Raw genomic sequence first — 25,486 nt, forward strand, 5'->3', positions numbered from 1 at the left:
TGGATACGGAGCGCATCAAATGGACAGGCAATTGATGTTCGAGGCCGGCATTCTTCGTCTTTGGCAAGGGCTCGGCAGAAAACTAACGCGAGCCAGCCTGCCGCATTTGCGCCGGCAACGTCTCCCAGGCCCGGATCAGTTCGCCGATCGACGCCGCCTGCATCTTGTGCATGACGTTGCTGCGATGCAGTTTGACCGTCACTTCGCTGATGCCGAGATCGAAGGCGATCTGTTTGTTGAGGCGTCCGCGCGCCACTTCGTGAAGAACTTCGCGCTCGCGCTGCGTCAGCGTCTCCAGGCGTTTGACATTGCGTTTGGCGATTGCCGCTTCAGCCCGTCGTTCGGCATCCGTCGCAATGGCCGCAGTGATGGCGTCAAGCAGCGTCTGGTCCCGCACCGGCTTGGTGAGAAAATCCACGGCGCCGGCCTTCATCGCCTGGACGGTCATCGGGATGTCACCGTGGCCGGTCAGAAAGATGATCGGCTTGGAAATGCCGTTTTCGGCCAGATGGCTCTGCAGGTGGAGGCCGCTTGCTCCGGGCATGCGCACATCGAGGATCAGACAGCCGGGGTTTTCCAGGATATCGGCATCAAGCAATTCGCGGGTCGAGGCAAAACTGAGCGACTGAAAACCCGCCGACAGGATTAGCTCCGACAGCGCCTCGCGAACCGCTGGGTCGTCATCGACGATAATGACGAGCGTCTGGCCATCTTCATATCTGCCCTGCAGTGATAACGGCGCCGATCTCCGTAGCAACGGCTGGTCAACTCTCATGTTACCCTCCATCTCTCGATTGGTGTAAAGCATTGGCGATGGCCGCCAGCAGGACCTGGGCATCGAAGGGCTTGCGGAAGAAGCCGCCGCCTCCCTGAGCACGGCCCTGATCGGCTATCTCGTGGCGGCCCGTGATCAGGAACACCGGCAATTCGGGACGCGATTTTCTTACCAGGTCACGAAGCTCGAAGCCGTCAATGCCTGGCATTCCGATATCGGTGATGAGCACATCGAGGTCCGACAGCCCGCTGACGAGCAGTGAGCCCGCCGACGGGAAGCCGCGGGCCACATAACCAGCCGATTCCAGAAGGTCGCCCATCGATTCGAGCAGTCTTGGATCGTCATCGACAATTGCAACGACATGTCTTGTCTCGTTCATGTTCAATTCCCCCCCACCCGGCGCGAGTGGGTAATCGGTATTTCCAGTTTCTCCGCGATGCGCACGAGATCGGCGAGCGACGCCGCCGCCATTTTCTGCATCACATTTCTTCTATGGATCTGCAGCGTGACTTCGCTGATCCCGAGTTCGGCTGCCGCCTGCTTGTTGAGAAGACCGCTGACCACGAGCGGCAGCACTTCGCGCTCGCGCGGCGTCAGATCGAGATAATGTCGTTTGAGCATGTCGAGCTCGGCGCGTCCCGATCGCTTTTCCCGATCCTCGGCGAGTGCCGCATGGATTGCCGCCAGCAAATCTGCGTCACTGAACGGTTTGGTCAGGAAATCCACGGCGCCGCTCTTGATCGCACGCACGGAGGAGGGGATGTCGCCATGTCCGGTAATGAAAACGATCGGCGGATGATCCCCGTCGGCAATCTGCCTCTGCAGGTCGAGGCCGTTGATGTCGGGCAGTTCGATATCGAGGATGAGGCAGGCGGGCACATCCGGCTTGTCCGCTTTCACATAGGCGCCGGCCGATTCGAAGGCGATGGCGCGCATGCCGTGCGCATCCAGCAGCTCGCCGAGCGCTTCGCGGATGCGTTCATCGTCATCGACGATGAAGACAATATGGTCGTCCGCGGTCATGACGCCGCCTTTGTTTCAATGGGCAATGTGAAGATCAACGTCGCTCCGTGCGGATTGTTTTTCTCTGCCCATAATCGTCCACCGTGCAGCTCGACGATCGAGCGGCAGATCGCCAGGCCCATGCCCATGCCGTTTTCCTTGGTCGTGAAGAACGGCTCGAACATCTTGTCGGGAAATTCGATACCCTGGCCGCCGTCGCTGATTTCGGTCTGAACCGCACTCCCCATATGGCGTACGCGCACCCCGATCACCCTGTCACCGGCGACGGCGTCCATTGCCTCGATGCCGTTGCGGATGAGATTGATCAGAACCTGCTGGATCTGGACGCGATCGATGGCGATGAGCGGAAGGTTGCCATCGACCTCCACCTCCATCCGGGCGCGGCGGCGCGCTGCTTCCTCGGCCATGAGGTTGCGCGCTTCGCTGACGACGCCCGGAAGCGACGTATGAGCCCTCCTGTCTGCGGATTGTTTGAACAGGGCGCGGATACGGCTGACGACATCCGCGGCCGAGTTGGCGTCCCGGATGATGCGCTCGACCGTCCTCTGCGCCCGCTCCATGTTCGGGGGCTCGGCCAGGAGCCAGCGCTGGCAGGCATGCGAGTTGGCGACGACGGCCGCCAGCGGCTGGTTCACCTCATGGGCGATGGAGGCCGAAAGCTCGGCGAGGCTCGCAACCTGGCTCGCCCGCGCAAGGCCCTCCCGCGCCTGACGCAGATCTTCCTCCGCCCGAACCTCACCGTCGATATCAAGGCAGATGACGTTCCACTGGACGATGACGCCGTCGGCATTGCGCATCGGCGCGGCGCGTGTTTCGACCCAGCGATATTCGCCATCAAACCGCCGCAGACGGTGCCGTCGCGCATAGGGTTCGCCGGTAGCCAGTGAGTGAGCATAATTCTCTTTGACCCCCGCCACATCGTCGGGATGAACGCCGGCATCGAGCGTGCCGTCCAGCCGGGTTTTTCCCGTTCCGTCAAGCTCTTCGAGCTTATATCCGAGGAAGTCGCGGAGCTGGGGGTTGCGGTATACCGGCTCTCCATCCGGCGCTGCGCAATCGATCATTGCCGGCAGCGTCTCGACGATCTGCCAGAGCGAACGTTCTCTCTCCCGCAGCTCCTCCTCGATGCGCAATTGATCGTCGATGTCATTGGTGAGGCCGTACCACTGAAGGATTTGTCCGCTCTCATCCCGCAGCGGCTCGGCGCTGCCTTTGACCCAGCGGTAGACGCCGTCGGCGCGCCGCAGGCGATACTGCTTGGAGAAGCGTTCGCCCGTGGAGAAGGAATGGTTGAGGGCTTCGGCGAGAATGCCCGCATCGTCGGGATGGACGGCAGCTTCGATGAGTGCCGCCAGCCTGCTCATGCCGGGCTTTTCCATATGAGCGATGTCGAGACCCAGGAAGTCGGTCAGACGCTGATTGAAGAAGGTCGGAGCACCGTCCGGATTAAGCCGCCAGAGCAGGCTCGGAACCATGTTTACGAGTTGCGAAAGCTCCCGCTCGCGGTCGCGAAGTGCTTCCTGCGCGCGCATCTCATCGTCGATGTCGACCGATATCACATACCATTGGATGATCGCGCCGTTTTGATCCCGTAGCGGCTCGGCGCGGCCGTCGACCCAGCGATAGGCTCCATCGACGCGGCGCATGCGGTATTTTATCGAGAAGGGATCGCCGCTGGAAAGGGAATGGTGAACCGTCTCCAGCAGTCTCGTTGAATCATCGGGGTGAACGAGGGTGTGAATGACCGACGAGAGGCGGCTCATGCCAGGCCTGTCCATATCCCCCACGTCGAGACCGAAAAAGTCGATCAGGCGCTTGTTGAAGAAGACCGGCTCGCCGTCCGGCGTCAAGCGCCTGATCTGGACTGGGACCATGTCCACGAGCTGCGAGAGCTCGCGCTCGCGATCACGCAATGCCTCCAGGGCTCGGACCTCCTCGTCGATGTCGAGAGACACGCCGTACCATTGTACGACCGCACCATCGTCGTCGCGCCGTGGTTCCACCCTGCATTCCGCCCAACGGTAGACGTCGTCCATTTCGCGCCAGCGAAACCGCATCGCGGTGCCGCTGTCGCTTTCGAAACAATTCCGTAGCGTGCGCCGAACGTCGGGCGCATCTTCAGGATGAATCAGCCGCTGCAGCAGCTCTTCCATGCTCGGTTTGCCGAGAGCGTCGAAATCGGCGATGACGGCGCGGAAATGGTCCTGATAACGTTTATTGAAATAGACCGACCCGCTCGCCGGCTCGACGCTCCAGACGCGAACCGGCACCGCGTCGATCATCTGCTGCAGCGCTCGCTCGCTTTGGCGCACCGCCTCTTCGGCACGGACCTGATCGTCGATGTCGTGGCAAAGGCCGTACCATTGGACGATGCTGCCGGTCTGATCCCGCATCGGCTCGGCGCGGCTCGACATCCAGTGATAGATGCCGTCGGCGCGGCGCAGCCGATACCGCATCGCGAAGTTTTCCCCGGTGGCGAGGCAATGGTTGAGAGCATCCCGGAAGCCGGCTGCATCATCGGGGTGAATGATGGCCGCGACGACCGCTTCCAGCCGGCTCACGCCGGCCCTGTCAGAACCCGCGACATCGAAACCGAGGAAATCGACCATTCGTCTGTTGAAGAAGGTCGGTTCGCCCTGAGGCGTCAGACGCCAGACGTGGCTTGGAACCATGTCGACGAGCTGCGAGAGTTCCTGCTCCCGCTCGCGCAACGTCTCCACGCCTTGTCGCAATGTGAGCACGGCCAGCTGGTGTTGCCTGGATATGGCGGCGACAATGAGAGCGGAAAACGCCGAGATGGCCAGAAAAAGCTGCAGCATGATCTGCTTGTGTTTCTGGGACTCGGGATCGCCGATAAACTGGCCGGCGCCTGTGATCGTGAAGATGGCAGTGATCAGGGCGAGAAGAGCAAGCGATATGGCCGCGCCCTTGAACTCGAAGCGGACCGCGGCCCAAAGAAGGGGCGGCATGATGATATAGGCGAAGGGAAGGTAGCCGCTGAGCGACAAAGCCGCGACACCGAGAAAAATGAGCCCAAGGACGCAGGCTTCCAGCCATTGTGCAGCCGAGAGCCGGGTCTTGCCGCGCCAGTTCTGAAGGACGGTAAGCGCCAGCGGCGCGACGATCAGGACGCCGGTTGCGTCACCGATCCACCAGAGAGGCCAGGCCGTCACGAAGGATTGCGATTGGATGCCGAACCAGGCGAGCGTCGCGCTTCCCACCGTCGCGCTGACGACCGGCGCAATTCCGGCGCCCAGCAGAACGAATGCGAGAACCTCCTGCAAGGTTTCCAGCTGCGCCGGCCGCCTCAAGGTCCAATTGACCAGCCATGCCGCGACCACCGCTTCAAGAGCGTTGCCGACATAGATCAGGAAGGCTGCAGGCAGCGGGCTGTAAAACCAGATGGCATTGCTGAGGAGCTCTGCCAGGCAGCCTCCCAATATCCACCATGGCCAGCTGCGCCTGGGGGCGAGGATGAGCGTTGCGATGAAGAGCCCGCCCGGGGGCCAGATGGAAATACCCGTTCCCGGTACGATCGCGAGCAGCTGAGCAAAGCCGCAGGCGAGCACATAGGCGGCGATGAAGAGCCCAAGATACAGGGCTCGGGGGCGGTGCGACCAGATGCTCATTATCCACTGCTCCTGCCGGACAGACAAGGCCGGGGGATTATCGGCATTTGGTTCAGCACTCGTTCTTGATGTCGGGGCTGGCGAGCTCATGGTCGAACCGTAATCCCGTCAAACCACAGCCGCAACACATGGAAATCCATACGTTGCGCAGAGAGTAGCGTTGCGCTGGCGTCCGGATCTTCGGCGCGAAGGAGCAAGCGGGGAACCTCTCCCGTCCCGCTGGGTCATCCTAAACCCTGGGTCTACTCAGTTATACCTAGGGCTAGGGCGACGAGCCATACGCATGATGGAAGGGTTTTGGCCTTCCGGTCATTGTCGATCGAATCGATCGCGAGGAGGCCGACATGAAAATTACCGTGGTGGGAGCAAGCGGCCTCATCGGAACGCGACTTAGCGAAATCCTGCGCCGGTCGGGCCACGAGGTCACGGCCGCATCCTTCTCGTTTGGCGTCGATACGGTTTCAGGCAGGGGCCTCGAAGCGGCTATAGCGGGAACCGACATGGTCGTTGATGTAACCAACGCTGCATCATTCGGCGACAGCGCTGCACTGGACTTCTTCAAGACGTCGACGAAGAACTTGCTCTCGGCCGCCGCTGACGCCGGCGTGGGGCATTATCTCGCCCTCTCGGTGGTCGGCACGCCCCTGCTCGTGGAAAGCGACTATTTTCGAGCGAAAATGGTGCAGGAGAATCTTATCCGGGCGTCAAGTCGCCCCTATACGATCCTCCGCTCCACGCAGTTTTACGAGTTCATCAGCGGATTGATCGACATTGGAGCGCAAGGCGACGTCTTTCGGCTGCCTCCGGCCCCGATGAGGCCGGTCGCAGCCGGTGACGTCGCTGCCTTCCTGGCCGAATTGACCGTCGCACCGCCTTTGGGCGGTATCGTCGAAATCGGCGGTCCGGAACAGTTCGGTGTCGATGAAATCGCACGGATCTATCTCGCCGCAAACGAAGACGAGCGTCCTGTGATAACGGATCCGTCCACCTCGTATTTCGGTGTCGAATTGACCGACGACGCACTGCTTCCTGGCGCCGGTGCGCGGATGGCGACCGAGAAGCTCTCCGAATGGCTCAACCAGTCGATGGCGTCTTAGCGGCGACCTTGAAATTTGTCGAAAGAAGTAATACCTTCCGCCAAGGGAGTATTACAAAGGGCGCTCACTATGGCCACGACTGTTACCGCGAAAGGTCAGGTGACCATTCCCCGGGCCGTGCGGGACATGCTTGGCATCGTTCCAGGCAGCAAGGTGGATTTTCATCGTGCTCCCGACGGCAGTGTGGTTCTTACGCGCGCCGACAGGAATCGGCCAGCCAGCCGCTTCGAGAAACTGCGCGGCCATGCTGGCAAGGGCCTTGATACGGATGCCATCATGGCTTTGACGCGCGGCGAAACGTGACACTTGTCGATACCAACGTGCTCCTGGACCTCGTGACCGACGATCCGAACTGGTCGGGTTGGTCTGTTGCTCAGCTCGAGACGGCCAGTCTTGAAGGTCCGCTGCTAATCAACGATGTCATCTATGCCGAACTTGCGGTTCGATATGAAAGGATTGAAGCGCTGGAGGCGTTTGTGGAAGAGGCTGGCCTCGACATCAGGCCCATACCCAAGCCCGCGTTGTTTCTTGCCGGCAAGGTCATCACGCAATATCGCAAGGCTGGCGGGACCCGCACCGGCGTGCTTCCCGACTTCTTCATCGGCGCTCACGCGGCCGTGCAACAATTGCCGCTCCTGACGCGAGATGTCGGTCGCTATCGCAGCTATTTCCCCTCATTGAAATTGATAGCGCCGCGTCCCGAGGCGTAGGTCGGCGCGATCTAAGCGAGCTTCAAGAAACCTTCGATGGCGCGACGCCAGATGGTGCACGGATTTCCACCTTTGCGTCGAGCGGCATGACCGACCTCATCGGGATCGGTCGCTTCAGTTCGAACGCACGGGCTGGTCCGTCGCCTCGTTGACGAACGAAATCGGCTGATCGCAATCGGGGGTTACCACGCCGGGCGACCGGCCGGTCGCCACACGCTTTCCGGGTATCGTCTCACCTGACCGACGCGAGCGGCAAGACGGAAGCATGAGGATATTCGACCGGACAAAGCTTCCGACGGGCGCCTGGTGATCCACGGCGGCAACTACCCGAAAGACGACGGACAATAGGCAGACGGAGCCCTTCCATCCTTCACAGCCCGTCACATAAATTCAAAGGAATTCATGTGCATAACGGGAGCGTAGACCTTGCCCGCGAGTACCCTGGAGGGCCCGAACCACCCCGCGAAACTCCGGTTTCGCGCGCTTTGTCCACATGCCTTAATCCGGCTTTTGGTTAAGCATTTGTATTTCGGCCACGAATCGCGGCATATAGTAACTGCGCAACTGAGGCGCTTTCGTCAAAAATTGCGCAGTTATTTGGGAAAAAGATCATGCAGCCGAGTCTTGCGCTTCAGGACGATCAAGAGCATCTGCCGTCGCTTCTGGCAACGGATGCGCAGGAGTTGTCTTATCAGCTTCAGCAGCATCAGGCAAAAATCTTCCCCCCGCTGTCGCGAAAGACGATCAGAACATTTTCGCCGGCGGAGGCTGCGGCCTTCATCGGCATCGGCGAAGGTTATCTCCGGCAGGTGGCTGCCGATGGCCATGGGCCTGATCCGCTGGCGAACGGACGGCGGCTCTATAGCGCGACGGATATGGATCGGATCCGCCGGGTCCTCGATGAGCGGAACGGAACACCGAAATATGTGCCGGCCCGCAGGCCGGGGGAAAAGCTCCAGATCGTTTCCGTGATGAATTTCAAGGGCGGCTCGGGCAAGACCACCACCGCAGCTCATCTGGCCCAGTTCATGGCGCTGAGGGGCTACCGCGTTCTTGCCGTGGACCTTGATCCGCAAGCGTCTTTGTCCGCCCTGTTCGGCCATCAACCGGAATTCGACGTCGGAGAGGGCGAAACGATCTACGGCGCGATACGCTATGAGGATCCTCGTCCCATTGCCGATATCGTGCGCGCCACCTACACGCCCAATCTGCACCTTATTCCTGGAAACCTCGAGCTGATGGAGTTCGAGCACGAGACGCCAAAGGCGATGTCGTCGGGTAAGGCGGAGACGATGTTCTTCGCCCGCATTGGCGAGGTGCTGACGGAGATCGAGAGCCTTTACGATGTCGTCGTCGTCGATTGCCCGCCGCAGCTAGGGTTCCTGACGATGTCGGCGCTCTGCGCGGCGACCTCGGTCCTGATCACAGTCCATCCGCAGATGCTCGACGTCATGTCGATGTCACAGTTTCTGACGATGACAAGCGAGCTGATGTCGGTCGTGGAGAAGGCCGGCGGACGCACCAGCTATGACTGGATGCGCTATCTCGTCACGCGGTTCGAGCCGAACGATGGACCGCAGAGCCAGATGACCGGTTTCATGCGGGCGATCTTCGGCAATCGAATGCTTCACAATGCCATGGTGAAATCGACGGCGGTCGCCGATGCCGGCGTCACCAAGCAGACCCTCTACGAGGTCGAGCGGTCACAGTTCACCCGTGGAACCTATGACCGCGCGCTAGACTCCCTCAACCTGGTGAACGGCGAGATCGAAGCCCATATTCGTTCGACCTGGGGAAGGAAATAGATAGATGGCGCGTAAGAACCTCATCGAGATTTCCGCTCCGAGCCCGGCAAGAACCGAAGCTGTCGCACCGCGCGACAATCGACCGATCGCCGGGTTCGTGCCGCAGGAGCGCAGTGCCGCACCGGTCGGGGGCATCACCAAGACGCTCGGCAACATTACCGAGAAAATGGAACGGGCGAGCGAACTGGAGCGGCAGCTCGCGGCCGGCCAGACCATCGTCGATCTCGATCCCGGCCTGATCGACGCATCCTTCGTCAGTGACCGATTGGCGATCGACGCCGTTGAACTTGCTCAGCTTGTCGAGCAGATCCGCGAGCACGGGCAGCAGGTTCCGATACTGGTTCGCCCGCATCCCGAAACCAGAGGGCGTTATCAGGTGGCTTACGGCCATCGTCGCCTGGCGGCCACAAGAGAAATCGGCATCAGGGTGCGCGCGGTCGTCCGCGATCTCACCGACGGCCAGCTGGTCGTCAGCCAGGGACAGGAAAACAGCGCCAGAACCAATCTTTCATACATCGAACGTGCGCTTTTCGCATCGCGTCTTGAAGAACGCAGCTTTGGCCGCGATGTGATCATGGCGGCTCTCGGCGTCGACAAGGCGGCGCTGTCGAGGATGCTGATTGTCATACGGCAGGTACCGCTTGATCTTATCAATGCCATCGGTCCAGCGCCGGATATCGGCCGCCGGAGATGGCTGGAACTGGGCGAGCGGATTGAGAGCGCCGATATCGAGAAGATCGTCGCGGAGTTGTCCGCGGACGACGCGCGCAAAATCCCGAGTGACGAGCGATTTCACCGAGCACTCGTCCTGGCAACGAAAAAGACAGCGGCACAGAGGCTGGCAGTGGTCAAATCCGCGGTCAGCGGGGTGCCTGTGATGATCAAGAAGACAGGATCGGGAGCCACTTTCGTCTTCGACGGCAAGAGCGCACCCGGATTCGATCAATTCGTCCAGGACAGGCTGAAGGGTCTGTTCCAGGAGTTCAACAAGGACAGAGGAGCGTAACGCGCAAAAGAAAAAGGCCCCCAACGACGCCGTCGTGGAAGCCCTTCTCAGATCTTAAGCACATCGAGAATCGCATTTCCTCGAATCACAGTCAAGCGTCTTAGGCACCAAATTGGTGGATGGTTTTCTTTTGCCTGAACGAAGGTGAAGGCAATGGAGAGTGGATATGTGACGACGCCCTTTGGGCGGCGGCCGATGTCGCTTGGCATGCTGGCAAGCCAGCAATTGGCCGAGACCATCGAGCCGGGAATGAAGCGTAGCAAGTGGAAACTGTTTCGGGCGATCTGTGAGGCGCGGCCGGCGCTCGGCGTGACCGATCGGGCGCTGACGGTGCTCGACGCGCTTCTGACCTTCTATCCTGATGATGAGATTTCTGAGGAGAAGGGCCTGATCGTCTTTCCCTCGAATGCGCAGCTTTCGCTCCGCGCCCGGGGTATGACGCCCGCGACGCTGCGACGGCATCTTGCCGTGCTGGTCGAGGCCGGCCTGATCCTGAGAAAGGACAGCCCGAACGGAAAGCGCTATGCGCGCCGCGACAGGGCAGGGGAGATCGGTGAGGCTTTCGGCTTCAGCGTTGCGCCACTGCTTGCGCGCGCAGTCGAGATTGAAGGTCTGGCCGCCGAGGTGGTTGCCGACCGAGAGCTCATTCGCGCGACCAGGGAAAGTCTCACCCTGTGCAGGAGAGATATCTCGAAGCTGATCTCAGCGGCGCTCGATGAAGCTGTGCCCGGCGACTGGGAGCAGATGTCGTCGATGTTTCGCGATCTCGTGCGCAGGATTCCGCGCGTGGCGGAGGCCGAGGAATTGGCCACCCTGCTTGACGAGATGTGGCTGCTCCGCGACGAAGTCGTCAACCTGCTGGAAAGGCATGTAAAATCACAAAAAATAGACGCCAATGAGTCTCATTTTGAGCGTCACAAACAGAATTCAAATCCAAACTACATTTCTGAACTTGAACCAAGCTTCGAAACGAAGCAGGACGCGAAGCCTGCGGCCGATAACGACCCGATCGCCGGGCCGCCGGACGAACAAAGGCTGAAACATCCGGCGTCTGCCGGCGCAATAAGCGGCAGGAGACCCGGCGCGGCCGAACCGGCGGCGGGACATACACTGAAATCCTTCCCGCTCGGCCTCGTTCTCCAGGCCTGCCCGCAAATTCTCGATTATGGGCCGGGAGGAACGATCGGCAACTGGCGCGACCTGATGTCGGCCGCTGTCGTCGTCCGCTCGATGCTCGGAGTCAGCCCTTCGGCCTATGAGGAAGCCTGCGCCGGCATGGGGCCGGAAAATGCCGCGACCGTGATTGCCTGCATTCTGGAAAGGGGCGGGCACATCAATTCGCCCGGCGGTTACCTCCGCGATCTCACCCGAAGGACCGAGAAAGGTGAGTTTGCCATCGGCCCGATGCTGATGGCGCTGGTGCGGGCGAATGGTGGAGTGCGGCGCGATGCCAGCTGATGGACTTCAGCTGCATCGCAGTCGTGCATCGGCAGGTTGCTCTCACCTGCGCGGCGGCGCGGTACTTTCCCGTAGGATCAGCTCGACCGGCCACAATTCATGGATCTCGTCTGCGGCGCGCCCAGTGATAAGCTGTAGCGTCAGCTCGGCGCAACGTGTGCCCGCGGCACGCATGGAGGACCGCGTGGTCGAGAGCGACGGGACCATATTCTCGGCCGTCAAATAGGGAAAGACGTCGTCATGAGCGATGACGGAAACATCCTGGCCCACCGTCATTCCGAGCGAACGGACGGCGCGGTAGACACCAAGCGCTGTCATCGTGGAACCGGCAACGATGGCGGTCGGCGCATTGGTACTTTCCAGAAAGGAGCGGGCATGGCGAAAGCCGCTCTCGTCGGAGAACTTATCGCAGACCATGAGGTTCGGATCTGCGGCAAGCCCATGCTCCTGATGGGCTGTCCGAAAACCCTGTTCGCGATGGATTGAATAGGTCTTTCCCCGCAGGCCATTGATCATGCCAATGCGCCGGTGGCCGAGACCGAGCAGGTGTTCGGTCACTCTGCGCACGGCATTTTCATTGTCGATATCGAGCCACGCGTGAACGTGCTCCGTCTCCGAGCGGCCGTGGACCAGGAAAGGCAGGCCCAAGCTGTTCAGCATCTCGATCCGCGGGTCCCTGGGGCGAGGCGAATGGATGATCACTGCATCCACTCGGCGGCTTTCGACCAGGCGTCGGTAGGCCTGTATCTCGTCGTCGTCATTGTGCGCGGTAATAGGCGTAATGAGAATATCCGTGTCGGCTGTTTCAAGGCGCTGCGCCATCCCCGCCATGAACTCAGCGAAATGGATTTCCCCCGAGCGCCCCATCATAACGCCTATCGCTCCGGCTCGCCCGGTCTTTAGCCGCACGGCATTGATATCGGGGCGATAGCCAAGCCGCATTGCTTCGCTCGCGACCCGGGCGCGCGTGGCTTCACTCACCTCGGGATAGCCGCTGAGCGCACGGCTGACCGTCGTCGGAGAGAGCCCAAGCTGCTTTGCAAATTCGCGAAGTTTCATCGGATGTCTTCTTTGTCCCGGCAAATCAATGGACGAAGCGTTGGCAATGCGCAACGGACAAGTGCCAATTCGGTCAAAATTGAAAGCGATTTCAATTTTTAGCGCCGGGCACCTGCCTATGAAAGTCGATAAATACCGCCTTGACGCTGTAAAGTGAGTTGTCTTTACGAAAAAACAACCGAAAGAGGCTGTTTATGGCAGCTTGACGCCGTTGAAACCTTCTGCGATGTTCCGTTGGCCAAATCGATTTCAATTTCTGGGAGGAGATTATGAAAAAGTTTGCTCTAGCCTTGTCCGCGCTTAGTTTTGCGATCGCTGCCGGCCCCATCGATGCCGCTGAGATTTCATTTGCCGCCAACACCACGGGCAAGAACGTCGAATTCCTGAACAAGCAGCTCGCAATTTTCGAGAAGGAGACCGGCAATCAGGTGAAGCTCGTCACCATGCCGTCATCGAGCAGCGAGCAGTTCTCGCAATATCGCTTGTGGCTTGCTGCAGGAAACAAGGACATCGACGTCTATCAGACCGATGTCATCTGGGCGCCGCAGCTTGCGGACCAGTTCATTGATCTGAAGGAGGCCACCAAGGACGTGGCCGGCCAGTTCTTTCCGTCGATCATCGCCTCGCAGACCGTCAATGGCCGGCTCGTGGCGCTGCCGTTGTTTACCGATGCTCCGGCGCTGTTTTACCGAAAGGACCTGCTCGAGAAGTATGGCAAGCAGCCGCCGAAGACCTGGGACGAGATGGCCGCAACCGCCAAAGAGGTTCAGGATAAGGAACGTCAGGCCGGCCAGAAGGACCTTTGGGGTTACGTCTTTCAGGGCAATTCCTACGAAGGGCTGACCTGCAACGCACTGGAATGGGTGAAGTCGTCGGGGGGCGGGCAGATCGTCGAGCCGGACGGGACGATCTCGATCAACAACGAGAAGGCGGCAGCAGCGCTCGAACGCGCCAAGGGTTGGATCGGCACGATCTCGCCGCCCGGCGTGCTCGCCTATCAGGAGGAGGAATCGCGCGGCGTCTGGCAGACCGGCAATGCCGTCTTCATGCGCAACTGGCCCTATGCCTATTCCCTCGGCAATGGTGCCGACAGCGCCGTGAAGGGCAAGTTCGACGTGATGACGCTGCCGGTTGCGGCCGCCGGCGACAAGCCGTCTTCCACGCTGGGCGGCTGGAACCTGGCGGTGTCGAAATATTCGGAAAAACAGGAAGCAGCCATCGCGCTCGTAAAATTCCTGGCGTCGAAGGACGTGCAGAAGGCCCGAGCCATCGAGCTGTCCAATCTCCCGACACTGACCGACCTTTATGATGACAAGGATGTCGCCGCCGCGCAGCCCTTCATGCCGAACTGGAAACCCATTTTCCAGGACGCAGTGCCGCGTCCTTCGGCAACAGCCAAGGTGAAGTACAACGAAGTCTCGTCGAAGTTCTGGACGGCAGTGCACAATACGCTGTCCGGCAGCGGCTCGGCTGCCGAGAACCTCGAGCTCCTCGAAGCCGACCTGACGGCCCTCAAGGGCGACGCCTGGTGAGGAACGGGACCGGCGACCGTCAGGTCGTCGGTCCACTCTCCGGAGGGCTTAAACAGGGGTAGGCTTTCATGACCGAAATCGCAGTTCCACAAGCAGTTGAACCAAGGGTTTCCCGTCTCAGGGCCTCTACGGAGCTGCGATCCGAGCGCATCCGATCGGCCTGGGTGTTCCTGGCGCCGACGCTGTTGATCCTGGCAATCGTCGCCGGCTGGCCGCTGTTCAGAACGATCTATTTCAGCTTTACGAATGCGTCGCTCAACGACCTTGGCAATGCGCAATTCGTCGGCTTTGCCAATTATCTGTCGTGGGTGACGCTGAAGAGCGGAAAGACCGTCTATCGCGGCCTGCTCGCCGATCCGGTCTGGTGGACTGCCGTCTGGAACACGGCCAAATTCACTCTCCTTTCGGTGACGATCGAGACTGTGCTCGGCTTGATCGTTGCGTTGGTGCTGAACGCACAGTTCGTCGGGCGGGGCATCGTTCGCGCCGCAATCCTCATTCCCTGGGCGATCCCGACCATCGTTTCGGCCAAGATGTGGGCCTGGATGCTCAACGATCAGTTCGGCATTCTCAATGATGTTCTGCTCGGCTTCGGCTTAATCAGCGAGAAGATCGCCTGGACCGCCAATCCGGAAACGGCGATGATCGCCGTGCTGATCGTCGACGTCTGGAAGACGACGCCCTTCATGGCGCTTCTAATCCTTGCCGGACTTCAGATGGTGCCGGGAGATATTTATGAAGCGGCCAGAATCGATGGCGTCAATCCGATCAAGGTGTTCTGGCGTCTGACGGTGCCGCTGATCCGGCCTGCCATCATGGTTGCCGTGATATTCCGGATGCTGGATGCGATGCGCATCTTCGACCTGATCTATGTTCTGACGCCCAACAATGCGCAGACAAAGACCATGTCGGTCATGGCGCGGGAAAACCTGTTCGACTTCGACAAGTTCGCCTACGGCGCTACCGCCTCGACAGTGCTTTTCCTCATCATCGCTTCCGTCACCGTCCTTTATATCTGGCTCGGCCGCGTCAGGCTCGGCGGGGAGGAAAGCTGATGCTGCTTTCGATCACCAAGAATACGCTCTTCTACCTGCTGGTCACGATCATCGTGATCATTGCGGTATTTCCGTTCTACTATGCGATCCTCACCAGCCTGAAGACCGGTACGGCGCTTTTCAAAGTCGACTATTGGCCGACCTCGATCTCCTTCGGCAACTACACTTCCGTGATGGGGCAGGGCGGTTTCGTCCGCAGTCTTGCAAATTCCGCGATGATCGCCTGCATCGTGGTTTCAGCATCGCTGTTACTTTCGATCACCGCTTCCTTCGCTTTGGCCCGCGTGCACTTCCGCGGACGGGCACTCTTGATGCTGACAATTCTTTCGGTGTCGATGTTCCCGCAGATTGCCGTGCTCGCAGGCCTCTTCGAACTCATCCGCTGGATCGGCATCTTCAACACGCCCTTCGCGCTGATCTTCTCCTACATGATCTTCACGCTGCCGTTCACCGTCTGGGTGCTGACCACGTTCATGCGGGAATTGCCGATCGAGATCGAGGAGGCGGCGATCGTCGATGGCGCCTCGCCATGGGTCATTGTCACCCAGGTGTTCATGCCGCTGATGTGGCCGGCGCTGGTGACGACCGGGCTGCTCGCCTTCATCACCGCCTGGAACGAGTTCCTTTTCGCGCTGACGTTCACATCCTCCGATACGCAGCGAACCGTCCCGGTCGCGATTGCCTTGCTGTCGGGCAACAGCGAATTCGAAATCCCCTGGGGCAACATCATGGCGGCTTCGGTGATCGTCACCGTGCCGGTTGTCGTGCTTGTTTTGATATTCCAGCGCCGGATCATTTCCGGGCTGACCGCCGGCGGCGTGAAGGGTTGAGGGAGTAGAACATGGCAGAAATCCGACTGGAAAATATCCGCAAGAGTTTCGGCGCCTTCGAGGTGATCAACGGTGTGACGATGGACATCCGCAGGGGCGAGTTCATGGTGTTCGTCGGGCCTTCGGGATGCGGCAAGTCTACGCTGCTGCGGCTTATCTCCGGCCTCGAGGACATTACGTCAGGAATTCTGTCGTTCGACAACGAGACGGTAAACCGGCACGCGCCCTCCAAGAGAGGGATCGCCATGGTGTTCCAGTCTTACGCGCTCTACCCGCATATGACGGTGTTCGACAACATGGCTTTCGGCATGAAGCTTGCCGGGAGCACCAGAGAGGAATCCCGCCGGCGCGTTGAACATGCCGCCGGCATGCTGCAACTCTCACCCTATTTGGACCGCTTGCCGCGACAGCTCTCCGGGGGGCAGCGTCAGCGCGTAGCGATCGGCCGGGCGATCGTACGCGATCCCAAGGTCTTTCTCTTCGATGAGCCGCTCTCCAACCTCGATGCGGCGCTTCGCGTCGCGACGAGGCTGGAGATCGCGAAGCTTCACCGCAGCATGCACGGCACGACGATGATCTATGTGACGCACGATCAGGTCGAGGCCATGACGCTGGCGGATCGGATCTGCGTGCTGAGAGACGGCGTCGTCGAGCAGATCGGCACGCCGCTGGAACTTTACGAAAGCCCGAATTCCGTCTTCGTTGCCGGCTTCATCGGTTCGCCGAAAATGAACTTCCTGTCCGGCGGGCTGGCACAGCCCTATGACAGCCATACGATCGGCGTGCGGGCGGAGCATGTTCGCATCACGGCCGAAGCGCCGGTTTGGACCGGTACGGTCGTCCATTCGGAAATCCTCGGCTCCGATAGCTTCATCTATGTGGATATTGGGACGGATGAGCCGCTCATCGTGCGGGAGGCGGGCGTCTCCCGTCACGAGCCGGGCCAAACGCTTGGCCTTGCGCCGCTGGCCGGCCATGTCCACCGTTTCGAACGGTCCGGCCAGGCGCTGGAGCGGACAACGCTGCAGGCCGCCTGATCTTCCCAAGACCGATATTCCTCACAAGACCCAATCCATATAACGACCAGGAGTAAACGACGTGACCATTCGCACCATCGTTTGGGGTGAAAACATCCATGAAAATACCAATGAGATCGTTCGGGGCATCTATCCCGAAGGCATGCATGCGACGATCGCCAATGCCTTGAACAGCGATCCCGCCATCTCCGCGACCACGGCGACGCTGCAGGAGCCGGAACACGGATTGAGCGAGGCGCGCCTGGCCGAAACCGATGTTTTGACCTGGTGGGGCCACAAGGACCACGGCGCGGTCTCCGATATCGTCGTCGAGCGCGTCGCCAAGCGCGTCTGGGAGGGCATGGGCCTGCTCGTTCTGCATTCCGGCCATTTTTCGAAGATCTTCAAGCGGCTGATGGGAACGCCCTGCGCGCTGAAATGGCGCGAGGCGGGCGAGCGCGAACGGCTGTGGACGATCAATCCACGCCATCCGATCGCCGCCGGCATCGGCGAGCATTTCGAACTCGAGAATGAGGAAATGTACGGTGAGCAGTTCTCGGTGCCGGAGCCGCTCGAAACCGTATTCATCTCCTGGTTCCAGGGCGGCGAAGTGTTCCGCTCGGGCCTGACCTGGCGGCGCGGCGCCGGCAACATCTTCTATTTCCGCCCCGGCCACGAGACCTATCCGACCTATCACGACGCCAATGTCCAGAAGGTGCTGATCAACGGCGTCAAGTGGGCCTATAACCCTGAGGGGCGGTTGACGAGCATTACCGACGCCCCAAATGTGCCGGTAGAAAAGGCACTGGAGCCGATCGTCGAACGCGGCCCGAGACTGCACCAGGCCGGTGAAGCCGGTTACAGCTGACCCATGACAGAGGCGAGCGGCCGGCCGGATAGATTGCTGCGCCGATCGCCGTCGCTCATCTTTCCGTTGGGCTGGCAACAATTCGATAAACGACCATGAGGACAGAAATGCGCTTGATCATTCTCGGAACCGGAGGGTGGGCAAATACCCATGCCATGAATTTCTCGGAAATCGCCGGCGTCAAAATTGTTGCTGCCGTCGATACGGACGAGGTCCGGCTGCGGGCCTTCGCGCTCAGGCATGGCATCCCACTCACGTTCACATCGCTGGATGATGCCCTTGCGTGGGGGGAGTTTGACGCCGTGACCAATGTCACGCCGGATCGCGCGCACTATTCGACGACTATGAAGATACTCAGCGCCGGCAAGCATGTCCTCTGCGAGAAGCCGCTTGCGGTCAACTATCGCGAGGCCAAGGAGATGGCCGACGCCGCGGCGGCATCCGGCAAGGTCACGATGGTAAACCTTACCTATCGCAACGTGGCGCCGCTTCAGGCAGCGCGAAAGATGGTGCTGGACGGCCGCCTCGGCGCGATCCGCCATTTCGAAGCCTCGTATCTGCAGAGCTGGCTGGTCTCCAAGGCCTGGGGCGATTGGACCAAGGAATCCCAATGGCTTTGGCGGCTGTCGACAAAGCACGGCTCCAATGGCGTGCTGGGCGATGTCGGTATCCACATTCTCGACTTCGTGGTCTTTGCCGCCGGAAGTGACGTCAAGGCGGCGGCGTCGCATCTCAAGGTTTTCGATAAAAGCCCCGGGAATCGGATCGGGGAATACGAGCTCGATGCGAATGACAGTTTCCTGATGATGGCCGAACTCGAAAACGGTGCGGCTGGCGTCATCCATGCCACGCGCTGGGCGACCGGCCATCTGAACGAATTGCGCCTGCGCCTGCATGGAGATAAGGGCGCGCTCGAGGTGGTGCATACGCCTGAGGGTTCGACACTCAGGACCTGTGAAGGCGCCGAGGCCGACAAGGCAATCTGGCGCGAGATCGAGGTCGAACCGGTCATCACCAATTTCCAGCGCTTCGCAAACGCCGTGCGAGCAGGCCAGCCGGATGAACCGGGTTTCGGCCACGCCGCCAAGCTGCAATTCGTTCTTGATCATGCGGTAAAGACGGCCGGGGCTTTGACCGAGCTCTAGATGGAGGCCGGTCCAACTGTCGAATAAGCAGGCTCTGAGCGCCACGGCCTCTTGCCCGCGCGGCCATTGTCGATTTTTACAACGGAAGTGGGAAGCGAATATCCACTGCTTAAGGGCGCCGGTCAGCCTGTGCTCGAACCGGCTACGCGCGCGGGGGTTATGCGGTAGCAATTCCGATGGACAGTTGTTGCCCAATCGCGCTTCATTGCCTCGATGGTCGCACGCACGATCGTTTGCGTCGCACGCGCGTTTCCCTCTGCGAAGGGAGTGGTTGGCCGGCGCGAAGAGGCGGACGTCTACGAGGCGATCGTGGAAGAGGAGCCTTCGCACCGCCTATGAGCGCGATTCCCGACCGCGCGGACGACGACGCCGCGCCGCTTGACGAACCCGCAAAAGAACGGCCGGCCTTAGACTGATCGCTCCGGCGGAACCATTCGTCGTCATGCGTGTTTTGTTGCTGGCTGGCTGACGGTTTCGTCGGTGTCAGACATTCAAAACTGTCAAAGGGGACATGATATGGAAAACGCAGGCATCGGCTGGATCGCGGCTATTATTATTGGCGGCATCGCAGGCTGGCTCGCCGAAATGATCATGAAGTCCAACATGGGCGTCCTGATGAACATCATTCTCGGTATTGTCGGCGCTATCGTCGCCAATTTCCTTCTTTCGCTGTTCGGCATCGTCCTCGGGGGCTGGATCGGATATCTCATCGCGGGCTTCATCGGAGCCTGCATACTGATAGCGCTCGCGCGCATGGTCCGCCGAACGGCTTGAGCGACAGCACGGCGGCGTTCGCCGGCGACGTCGTGCAGTATCGCCAACGTGCGGATCCGTCGCCCAGCGTCCCAAGTGCCCTCACGACGGTTGTCGGACTTCGGCTGGAGTGATGTGAGATACGAGTTCGTCCAGCGGTCCCTTGGGCGACGACGACCATCGTTCGCGCGTGTCCAAAAACGGCTGGACGGCGTCGAAGTTGCCGTTGCTCGCGGCGGCAACGATCGATCTCTCATAATGAGGAATCTGGGTGGGGACTAGAGCGTATCGATCAGGCCGCCGTCCACGCGCATCGACGCACCCGTCGTGGCCGACGCCAGCGGGGACGCCAGATAGGTCACGATGTTGGCTATCTCCTCGACGCTGGCGGCGCGCTGGATGATGGAGCTGCTCCGATGCTGCTTGACGAAGTCGGCTGCGACCTCCTCGATCGGCTTGCCGGTTTTTTCACGCTGATCGGCAAGCATCGCCTCGACGCCTTCAGAGAGAGTGGGGCCGGGAAGAACCGAGTTCACGGTCACTCCAGTGCCCGCCATGCGTTTGGCAAGCCCCCGGGCGACGGCGATGTCGGCCGTCTTGCTGACGCCATAGTGGATCATCTCAACGGGGATGTTGAAGCCGGATTCCGACGCTATGAAGATGACGCGACCCCAGTTGGCCTTCTGCATGCCTGGCAGATACGCACGGGACAGTCGAACTGCCGACATAACGTTCACCTGCCAGTGCCGGTCCCAAACCTCGTCCGTGGTGTCGAAGAAGTCGCTCGGCTGGAATATCCCGGCGTTGTTGATGAGGATGTCGACGCGGGGCAGCTTCGTTACAAGCGCGGCGCACCCTTCGGCAGTAGCGAGGTCAGCCGCAACTGCGGTGACTTCGCCCTCGGCGCCCTCTCCCTTTAGCCGCTCGGCAGCCTTCGCGGTCTTTTCTTCGGATCTGCCGTTGACGACGACGTCCGCGCCCGCTCTCGCGAGCTGCCGGGCGATCGCGTAGCCAATGCCCTCCGTGGATCCTGTCACCAGGGCTGTCTTTCCTTTGAGATCTATATGCATGTTCTCGCTCCTGTGAAGTTGGACGTCGATTAAAGGTTGCTCATGCCGCCGTCGATGACGAGTTCGCTGCCGACGATGTAGGCCGCCTCGTCCGACGCGAAGAAGACCACCGTCTTTGCTACTTCCAACGCGTCGCCGAAACGGCCGACCGGGATCTGCTTCTGCACGCCTTCTGCCATCGCCCTCATGTCCGCTTCCGACATGCCAAGCTTCCCGTATAGAGGGGTCGCGATCGGGCCGGGGCTGATGGCGTTGACGCGGATGCCGCGACCGACCAGTTCGCCCGATAGCGTCTTAGCCAGTGTCAGAAGAGCGCCCTTGGTCAGCGAATATACGCTGGAGTTGGGCATGCCGATATGAGCGTTGATCGACGTGTTCAGCACGATCGAGGCGCCCTTTGAAAAGGTCGGCAGGAGAGCCTGGATGAGGAAGTAAGGTCCCTTCACGTTCGTCGAAGAAGACTTGTCGAAATCGGCTTCTGACCAGCTCTCGACCGGACCAAATTGAGCAACGCCGGCATTCACGAACAGGATGTCGAGCTGACCAAAGGCTTCCTTCACCAGGCGGACGACATCCTTCTGGCCCTCGACGTCGCCGGCATCGGACTGGATGACGATGACGTCGTTGCCGAGCTCCTCGCGAGCTTTCTCTACGCTGGCCGCGCTGCTGCCCGTCACGGCGACCCGCGCGCCTTCGGCGACGAACTGTCGGGCCGTTTCAAAGCCGATGCCGCTGGTGCCGCCGGTGATGAGGGCGGTCTTGTTAGCAAGTCTGGACATATTGAATTCCCTTTTTGCGGTTTTCGACGGCCTCGATGCCGGGGTCGATGAAACAATGATTTACTGCAGGCGATCTGTTCGAATTAGTGGTCTGAAAGCAATTCTATTGTTCGGCGATGCCGAACATTTCGACATTATGCGCCAAGAAGGAATTATGACCACCCACCACCTGATCCGGCACGCTGACAAGGTCCCCGAGCCTCTCATTGATTTTGCTGACTATGCTTGCGCCTTTCGTACCTAAAACATCGTTTTCGCACTTACATCGATGGCCCTCTTTTTGAATCTGAGCGACAACAAGGCAAAGAAAAACCCGCCGGCGAGGGCGGGTTGGTTCGGCGCTTATGTTTTCTCTCAAGGATCAAGTTCGTGCCGGTAGAAGAACAGCGATCGACCGCACGAGCTTCTAATCGCTGGACGGACACCAGCTTTTCCAAACTTGCGCACCACTTCCGCCGCTGCCTTGCCTTTCTCCTCGGCAATAGCGGAGACAGAGAGATAGCGCCGGTCGAACTCATCGACCGCTTTCTTTGTTGTCAGGATGACCGTGCCGAACCGATAGTTGACGTGCTCCGAGCACAGCGTTCCTTTCCGCATCAGGTCGGCAGCATCGTTGTGACTGATGTCGAGCCGAAGTGCGACTTCGTCCGAGTGAACCCAACCATCATAAGACACCTTCGTCTTGGCCCGGAGCTCATCTGCCGATACGAGGACGCCCTCGAACAGTTCGTCAGGATTGAAAGAGACGTGCTCAAGTTTTCCTTCCACCAGCAACTCGAGCACCTCGTCCACATCGCACAATGCGCGTCGGGCTGCTTCGCGAAGTCGGCACATGTCCGGTGATTTCGCATCACTTGCGATCGCCAGGACGTTTTTCGGCGACTTGTCGGAGGACGAAGCGGCTGCTGTCGCCGGTGCGACGACCGGGATGACCGGCGCTGATTTCTTTGGCATCGCGAAGGAAGTTCGGCGGAAGGCAAGGAAGGCCGGCGCTCCGGTGGATGCCGAAAGCGTCATGTCGTGCCTTCCTCCCGCGATTCCATTGGTCGGTTACGAGCGTCGCTTAGTCTGCGTTCACGAGGCGGGGCATGCCGTCGTCAGGCTGGTCACCGGGCACAGCGTCCTGGAGACCGTCTTCGTTGCAAACGAGATCCGACATCAAATCGGAGTGGTTGGGAGCGCCGTTTTCAAGACGGGGACGACGGTGCTCAGATCTCGGCAGTTCTACCTTGACGAGATCTGCGTGCATCTGGCGGGCATCGCGGCGGAGCATGTCCTCGGGCAGACAATGACCGATGGCGGCGGGGGCAGCGAGGAAGCCGATCTCGCGGCTGCTTCCGACGTCGCCACGCTCATGGTGGCTCAGTTCGGAATGGGCGAGACGCTTCGCTATTTTCGCGCGTCGACGCGCGCCGAGCGAGATCGCCTGCGGCGGTCACTGTCGGACGTCGCGAGCGAAGTCAGCCGGATTCTTGTTCAGCAGCACGAGCGCGCATGCGCGATCATTCGGGAGAACGCGCCCATTATCGAGGAACTGGCTGCGAAGCTCGAGCAGCGTGGCTTTGTCATGGGAACTGAAGTCCAGCAGATGATGTTGCCGTCGAACGATGGGGAAGGGGTGAGGCCCATGATCGATAACTGGAAGCTCGTTGTCCGAACGCACAAGGCGTCCCGTTTTCCCGATGGCCGGGCGCTCGTCGAGAAAACAATTCTCGAAGCTGTCCTTTCTACCCTCATAATCTGGGGGCGGGATGCCGATATGCCGGTCGAATCTTCCTGGCCTCAAGAATGCATGATCGATACCGTCAGGGAGGTTGGTGGCGCCCACGATGACGACCCTCGATGTCGATACCTCGCTTCGTGAGGTCGATCCCGATCACCCGTATGTCTTCGACGCCTCTAGTCTTTCCTTGTTCAGGTCGTCGGACACCGCATTTCGGGTCGATGGCGAATACGCGTTTTGCATAAGACCGAGAGGATTGCTGTCTGGATCCTTGGACAGCGACTGTAGGGTAATATCGGAAATGGCGGGCTCACACACGACCCGGCCCTCCACTGCAGTGACTAATTGTTTAGTCCCGGCATTTGATGGATAGGGTCGAGGATGAATCGATCTGGCTCGGAAGTCCACCGTTTGCAGATGAACTCGTAGGGTGTGAGGCCCTTTAATGTCTTGAGCCTGCGTCCAAAATTGTAGGCGTTGATGAAGTCGGCGAGATGCTCTTTTAGTTGTGCGTGATCGTCGTAGTGGAAGCGCTTGACCGTAGCTTCCTTGATCGTTCGGTTCATCCGCTCGACCTGCCCATTGGTCCATGGGTGCTTCACCTTGGTCAGACGATGCTCAATACGTTATCGTCGCAGACCCAGTCGAAGATGTGCTGGAAGGCATTTCGGTCAACAGCCCGGTTGGTGAACTGGATGCCATTATCGGTCAGGACGGTATGGATGATGTAAGGCACTGCCGCGATCAGATTGCGCAAGAACTGGGCGGCATTCATCTTACCGGCTTTGCTATAGAGCTCAGCGAAGGCGAACTTGGATGTTCGGTCAATTGCGACAAAGAGATAGAGCTTGCCCTCCGCCGTCTGGACCTCAGCAATGTCGATATGGAAGTAGCCAATCGGGTAGCTTTTGAACTTCTTTTTGGGCTCCTTATCGCCTTCCACGTCGGGCAGACGAGATATGCCGTGACGTTGCAGGCATCGATGCAAGGAAGAGCGCGTAAGATGCGGGATTGTCGGCTGAAGCGCATAAAGGCAATCGTCAAGAGGCAGTAGCGTGTGCCTGCGGAAGGCGACGACAACAGCTTCCTCCTCCATTGAAAGTATCGTCGAGTGCGGTTCTTTCGGTCCTGTCGGCAGGTCGGCCAACGATGTCCGCTTCCTCCATTTGGCCACCGTCTTTTGATTGATCCCATAGCGCTTCGAAAGCGCCCTCAGGCTCTCTTCACTATTTTGTATTGCTCGACGGATTGCCTCTGTCGTCGTGGCGCTCCCGTGTAGAACCTGGCCCATAGTGCCTCCCTCCATGCTAAGGAAAATAATGCACCATCAAATGCCGGGACTAAACAACTAATCGAGTGGGTCATGCTCTTTTTATGTCGTTGCTTCCGACCTATGTGGCCCTAAGCGGGCCGCTTCCGTCGCTCTTGCTTCCGCGTTACGTGCCGCGGCGGCGTCTAGCTTTGTCAGCAGAGCACCAAATACGCCTTCCGCGTCCGTGGGCAGCGCAAACGCTCGGAGCGCCTGCAAACGCGGGCCGATGCGCTTAAAAGTCTCGCGCTGGATAGTTGCTGCTCTGATCGTTTTGGACATGGAGGGCACAACGAAGAGGCGAGCACGAAGTTCCGGAATTTAATATTACTTAACGGTTGCCGTCCTGAGGTCGACGGGGATGATGTGAGCGGCACTATGTTGAAGTGAACCGAAACCGCAAAGCTCCCTTCGATCAGGTGGTTCGGATGTTCAGGGAAGAGCGACGCGAATTTATTGCAAACCATCCTCGACCGCCGGACATCCCTCGCGACGTTTGAACATAAGTTTTGCAATGCTGGTAGCCGGTGGTTGTGTTATGTCATCAGCGCGCGTCTAACGGCTGAGCGCCAGCGGCGTGCTCGACGGCTGGTCGGCTGCCTTCCTGCCATTTGCGACTGCTAAGCGCTCCTGGGAATTGACAAAGTAGCAATTGGACAGGATGTCACGTGGTTTCCGCTTTCAGCCAAAGAACTATGCCGACGTTAAAGGGCCACGAGTAAGATCGCACCAGATTTGACCGTCGATTAGAAGTCCGGCCCAGTTATTTCAGAGTTCCGTTGCCGTCGCTTAATGGGCCCGTCTTGACGATTTGACGCCAGTGGCCGGCATGCCAGTGAAAGCC

Annotated in this window: 22 protein-coding genes and 2 pseudogenes; 15 read left to right on the forward strand and 9 right to left on the reverse strand. The window is 59.7% G+C overall.

Annotated elements, in window-relative coordinates:
* Window positions 1-82: 82 nt before the first annotated feature.
* The 4 genes from ATY29_RS01090 to ATY29_RS01105 are packed head-to-tail and all read right to left on the reverse strand — an operon-like array spanning window position 83 to window position 5,430.
* The gene (locus ATY29_RS01090; protein WP_097534658.1) at window positions 83-775 is read right to left on the reverse strand and encodes a response regulator transcription factor; all 693 of its coding nucleotides are present in this window, start codon (window positions 773-775) and stop codon (window positions 83-85) included.
* 1 nt (window position 776) lies between these two features.
* Window positions 777-1,154: a response regulator transcription factor gene (locus ATY29_RS01095; RefSeq protein ID WP_003572622.1), complete on the reverse strand. Its 378-nt coding sequence runs from the start codon at window positions 1,152-1,154 to the stop codon at window positions 777-779.
* Window positions 1,155-1,156: 2 nt separating this feature from the next.
* Window positions 1,157-1,798 (reverse strand): response regulator transcription factor, encoded by a 642-nt coding sequence (locus ATY29_RS01100; RefSeq protein WP_003572620.1) that lies wholly within the window; start codon window positions 1,796-1,798, stop codon window positions 1,157-1,159.
* Window positions 1,795-5,430, reverse strand: a complete 3,636-nt coding sequence (locus tag ATY29_RS01105) for a PAS domain-containing protein (protein WP_097534732.1) — start codon at window positions 5,428-5,430, stop codon at window positions 1,795-1,797. The genes ATY29_RS01100 and ATY29_RS01105 overlap by 4 nt, the downstream gene beginning before the upstream one ends.
* A 341-nt stretch (window positions 5,431-5,771) precedes the next feature.
* Here ATY29_RS01105 and ATY29_RS01110 point away from each other — a divergent pair, with 341 nt between their 5' ends.
* The 6 genes from ATY29_RS01110 to repC all read left to right on the forward strand — a co-directional run bounded on the left by ATY29_RS01110 (window position 5,772) and on the right by repC (window position 11,503).
* On the forward strand, window positions 5,772-6,524 hold the full coding sequence (locus ATY29_RS01110) for an SDR family oxidoreductase (protein WP_097534660.1): 753 nt from the start codon (window positions 5,772-5,774) through the stop codon (window positions 6,522-6,524).
* A gap of 69 nt (window positions 6,525-6,593) precedes the next feature.
* Window positions 6,594-6,827 (forward strand): AbrB/MazE/SpoVT family DNA-binding domain-containing protein, encoded by a 234-nt coding sequence (locus tag ATY29_RS01115; RefSeq protein WP_003572614.1) that lies wholly within the window; start codon window positions 6,594-6,596, stop codon window positions 6,825-6,827.
* On the forward strand, window positions 6,824-7,234 hold the full coding sequence (locus ATY29_RS01120) for a type II toxin-antitoxin system VapC family toxin (RefSeq protein ID WP_097534662.1): 411 nt from the start codon (window positions 6,824-6,826) through the stop codon (window positions 7,232-7,234). Before ATY29_RS01115 ends, ATY29_RS01120 begins: the two co-directional genes overlap by 4 nt.
* Window positions 7,235-7,845: 611 nt before the next feature.
* Entirely contained in the window at window positions 7,846-9,039 is a 1,194-nt protein-coding gene (repA, locus tag ATY29_RS01125; protein ID WP_097534664.1) for a plasmid partitioning protein RepA, read from the forward strand.
* Between the two features lie 4 nt (window positions 9,040-9,043).
* Window positions 9,044-10,045 carry a plasmid partitioning protein RepB gene (repB, locus tag ATY29_RS01130; RefSeq protein WP_097534666.1) on the forward strand — a complete coding sequence of 334 codons (1,002 nt, stop codon included), beginning with the start codon at window positions 9,044-9,046 and terminating at the stop codon, window positions 10,043-10,045.
* A 153-nt stretch (window positions 10,046-10,198) separates the two neighbouring features.
* The gene (gene repC, locus ATY29_RS01135; RefSeq protein ID WP_097534668.1) at window positions 10,199-11,503 is read left to right on the forward strand and encodes a plasmid replication protein RepC; all 1,305 of its coding nucleotides are present in this window, start codon (window positions 10,199-10,201) and stop codon (window positions 11,501-11,503) included.
* A 42-nt stretch (window positions 11,504-11,545) separates the two neighbouring features.
* Here the strand turns inward: repC and ATY29_RS01140 are convergent, their stop codons facing one another.
* The gene (locus tag ATY29_RS01140; RefSeq protein ID WP_025417725.1) at window positions 11,546-12,562 is read right to left on the reverse strand and encodes a substrate-binding domain-containing protein; all 1,017 of its coding nucleotides are present in this window, start codon (window positions 12,560-12,562) and stop codon (window positions 11,546-11,548) included.
* Window positions 12,563-12,831: 269 nt separating this feature from the next.
* On the opposite strand from ATY29_RS01140, the gene ATY29_RS01145 reads away from it, so the two are divergent.
* The 7 genes from ATY29_RS01145 to ATY29_RS01175 all read left to right on the forward strand — a co-directional run bounded on the left by ATY29_RS01145 (window position 12,832) and on the right by ATY29_RS01175 (window position 19,782).
* Complete coding sequence (locus ATY29_RS01145; protein ID WP_097534670.1) at window positions 12,832-14,094, forward strand: ABC transporter substrate-binding protein; 1,263 nt, start codon at window positions 12,832-12,834, stop codon at window positions 14,092-14,094.
* Between the two features lie 68 nt (window positions 14,095-14,162).
* A complete protein-coding gene (locus ATY29_RS01150) occupies window positions 14,163-15,149 on the forward strand; it encodes a carbohydrate ABC transporter permease (protein WP_097534681.1) in 987 nt (328 codons plus the stop codon).
* Window positions 15,149-15,979 (forward strand): carbohydrate ABC transporter permease, encoded by an 831-nt coding sequence (locus ATY29_RS01155; RefSeq protein ID WP_097534684.1) that lies wholly within the window; start codon window positions 15,149-15,151, stop codon window positions 15,977-15,979. Before ATY29_RS01150 ends, ATY29_RS01155 begins: the two co-directional genes overlap by 1 nt.
* 11 nt (window positions 15,980-15,990) lie before the next feature.
* Entirely contained in the window at window positions 15,991-17,016 is a 1,026-nt protein-coding gene (locus ATY29_RS01160) for an ABC transporter ATP-binding protein (protein ID WP_097534686.1), read from the forward strand.
* Window positions 17,017-17,077: 61 nt separating this feature from the next.
* Window positions 17,078-17,863 (forward strand): ThuA domain-containing protein, encoded by a 786-nt coding sequence (locus tag ATY29_RS01165; protein ID WP_097534688.1) that lies wholly within the window; start codon window positions 17,078-17,080, stop codon window positions 17,861-17,863.
* 107 nt (window positions 17,864-17,970) lie between these two features.
* Window positions 17,971-19,008 carry a Gfo/Idh/MocA family protein gene (locus tag ATY29_RS01170; protein ID WP_097534690.1) on the forward strand — a complete coding sequence of 346 codons (1,038 nt, stop codon included), beginning with the start codon at window positions 17,971-17,973 and terminating at the stop codon, window positions 19,006-19,008.
* A 516-nt stretch (window positions 19,009-19,524) separates the two neighbouring features.
* Entirely contained in the window at window positions 19,525-19,782 is a 258-nt protein-coding gene (locus ATY29_RS01175) for a GlsB/YeaQ/YmgE family stress response membrane protein (RefSeq protein ID WP_003572590.1), read from the forward strand.
* Window positions 19,783-20,039: 257 nt separating this feature from the next.
* On the opposite strand, the gene ATY29_RS01180 is transcribed toward ATY29_RS01175, so the two are convergent.
* Both ATY29_RS01180 and ATY29_RS01185 read right to left on the reverse strand, forming a co-directional pair.
* A complete protein-coding gene (locus ATY29_RS01180) occupies window positions 20,040-20,831 on the reverse strand; it encodes an SDR family NAD(P)-dependent oxidoreductase (protein ID WP_003572588.1) in 792 nt (263 codons plus the stop codon).
* Window positions 20,832-20,860: 29 nt separating this feature from the next.
* The gene (locus ATY29_RS01185) at window positions 20,861-21,610 is read right to left on the reverse strand and encodes an SDR family oxidoreductase (RefSeq protein ID WP_097534692.1); all 750 of its coding nucleotides are present in this window, start codon (window positions 21,608-21,610) and stop codon (window positions 20,861-20,863) included.
* Between ATY29_RS01185 and ATY29_RS01190 the strand changes: the two genes are divergently transcribed.
* A complete protein-coding gene (locus ATY29_RS01190; RefSeq protein ID WP_133118172.1) occupies window positions 21,591-21,854 on the forward strand; it encodes a hypothetical protein in 264 nt (87 codons plus the stop codon). The two genes, ATY29_RS01185 and ATY29_RS01190, sit on opposite strands and share 20 nt — an antisense overlap.
* 110 nt (window positions 21,855-21,964) lie before the next feature.
* Here the strand turns inward: ATY29_RS01190 and ATY29_RS01195 are convergent, their stop codons facing one another.
* The gene (locus ATY29_RS01195) at window positions 21,965-22,402 is read right to left on the reverse strand and encodes a hypothetical protein (RefSeq protein ID WP_133118173.1); all 438 of its coding nucleotides are present in this window, start codon (window positions 22,400-22,402) and stop codon (window positions 21,965-21,967) included.
* A gap of 223 nt (window positions 22,403-22,625) precedes the next feature.
* Between ATY29_RS01195 and ATY29_RS37380 the strand changes: the two are divergent.
* Window positions 22,626-23,186: pseudogene (locus tag ATY29_RS37380) on the forward strand (hypothetical protein); the annotation flags it as partial.
* A gap of 488 nt (window positions 23,187-23,674) precedes the next feature.
* Here the strand turns inward: ATY29_RS37380 and ATY29_RS01205 are convergent.
* A pseudogene (locus tag ATY29_RS01205) lies at window positions 23,675-24,624 on the reverse strand (IS481 family transposase).
* Window positions 24,625-25,486: the final 862 nt, after the last annotated feature.

It is taken from the genome of Rhizobium hidalgonense (genome assembly GCF_002914525.1).
Taxonomy (GTDB): domain Bacteria; phylum Pseudomonadota; class Alphaproteobacteria; order Rhizobiales; family Rhizobiaceae; genus Rhizobium; species Rhizobium hidalgonense.

Coding starts and splice junctions, on each gene's coding strand:
- repB (WP_097534666.1), top strand. CDS start 9,044: ATGGCGCGTAAGAACCTCATCGAGATTTCCGCTCCGAGCCCGGCAAGA.
- ATY29_RS01115 (WP_003572614.1), top strand. CDS start 6,594: ATGGCCACGACTGTTACCGCGAAAGGTCAGGTGACCATTCCCCGGGCC.
- ATY29_RS01110 (WP_097534660.1), top strand. CDS start 5,772: ATGAAAATTACCGTGGTGGGAGCAAGCGGCCTCATCGGAACGCGACTT.
- ATY29_RS01095 (WP_003572622.1), bottom strand. CDS start 1,154: ATGAACGAGACAAGACATGTCGTTGCAATTGTCGATGACGATCCAAGA.
- ATY29_RS01160 (WP_097534686.1), top strand. CDS start 15,991: ATGGCAGAAATCCGACTGGAAAATATCCGCAAGAGTTTCGGCGCCTTC.
- ATY29_RS01150 (WP_097534681.1), top strand. CDS start 14,163: ATGACCGAAATCGCAGTTCCACAAGCAGTTGAACCAAGGGTTTCCCGT.
- repC (WP_097534668.1), top strand. CDS start 10,199: ATGGAGAGTGGATATGTGACGACGCCCTTTGGGCGGCGGCCGATGTCG.
- ATY29_RS01145 (WP_097534670.1), top strand. CDS start 12,832: ATGAAAAAGTTTGCTCTAGCCTTGTCCGCGCTTAGTTTTGCGATCGCT.
- repA (WP_097534664.1), top strand. CDS start 7,846: ATGCAGCCGAGTCTTGCGCTTCAGGACGATCAAGAGCATCTGCCGTCG.
- ATY29_RS01170 (WP_097534690.1), top strand. CDS start 17,971: ATGCGCTTGATCATTCTCGGAACCGGAGGGTGGGCAAATACCCATGCC.
- ATY29_RS01090 (WP_097534658.1), bottom strand. CDS start 775: ATGAGAGTTGACCAGCCGTTGCTACGGAGATCGGCGCCGTTATCACTG.
- ATY29_RS01155 (WP_097534684.1), top strand. CDS start 15,149: ATGCTGCTTTCGATCACCAAGAATACGCTCTTCTACCTGCTGGTCACG.
- ATY29_RS01175 (WP_003572590.1), top strand. CDS start 19,525: ATGGAAAACGCAGGCATCGGCTGGATCGCGGCTATTATTATTGGCGGC.
- ATY29_RS01185 (WP_097534692.1), bottom strand. CDS start 21,610: ATGTCCAGACTTGCTAACAAGACCGCCCTCATCACCGGCGGCACCAGC.
- ATY29_RS01100 (WP_003572620.1), bottom strand. CDS start 1,798: ATGACCGCGGACGACCATATTGTCTTCATCGTCGATGACGATGAACGC.
- ATY29_RS01140 (WP_025417725.1), bottom strand. CDS start 12,562: ATGAAACTTCGCGAATTTGCAAAGCAGCTTGGGCTCTCTCCGACGACG.
- ATY29_RS01180 (WP_003572588.1), bottom strand. CDS start 20,831: ATGCATATAGATCTCAAAGGAAAGACAGCCCTGGTGACAGGATCCACG.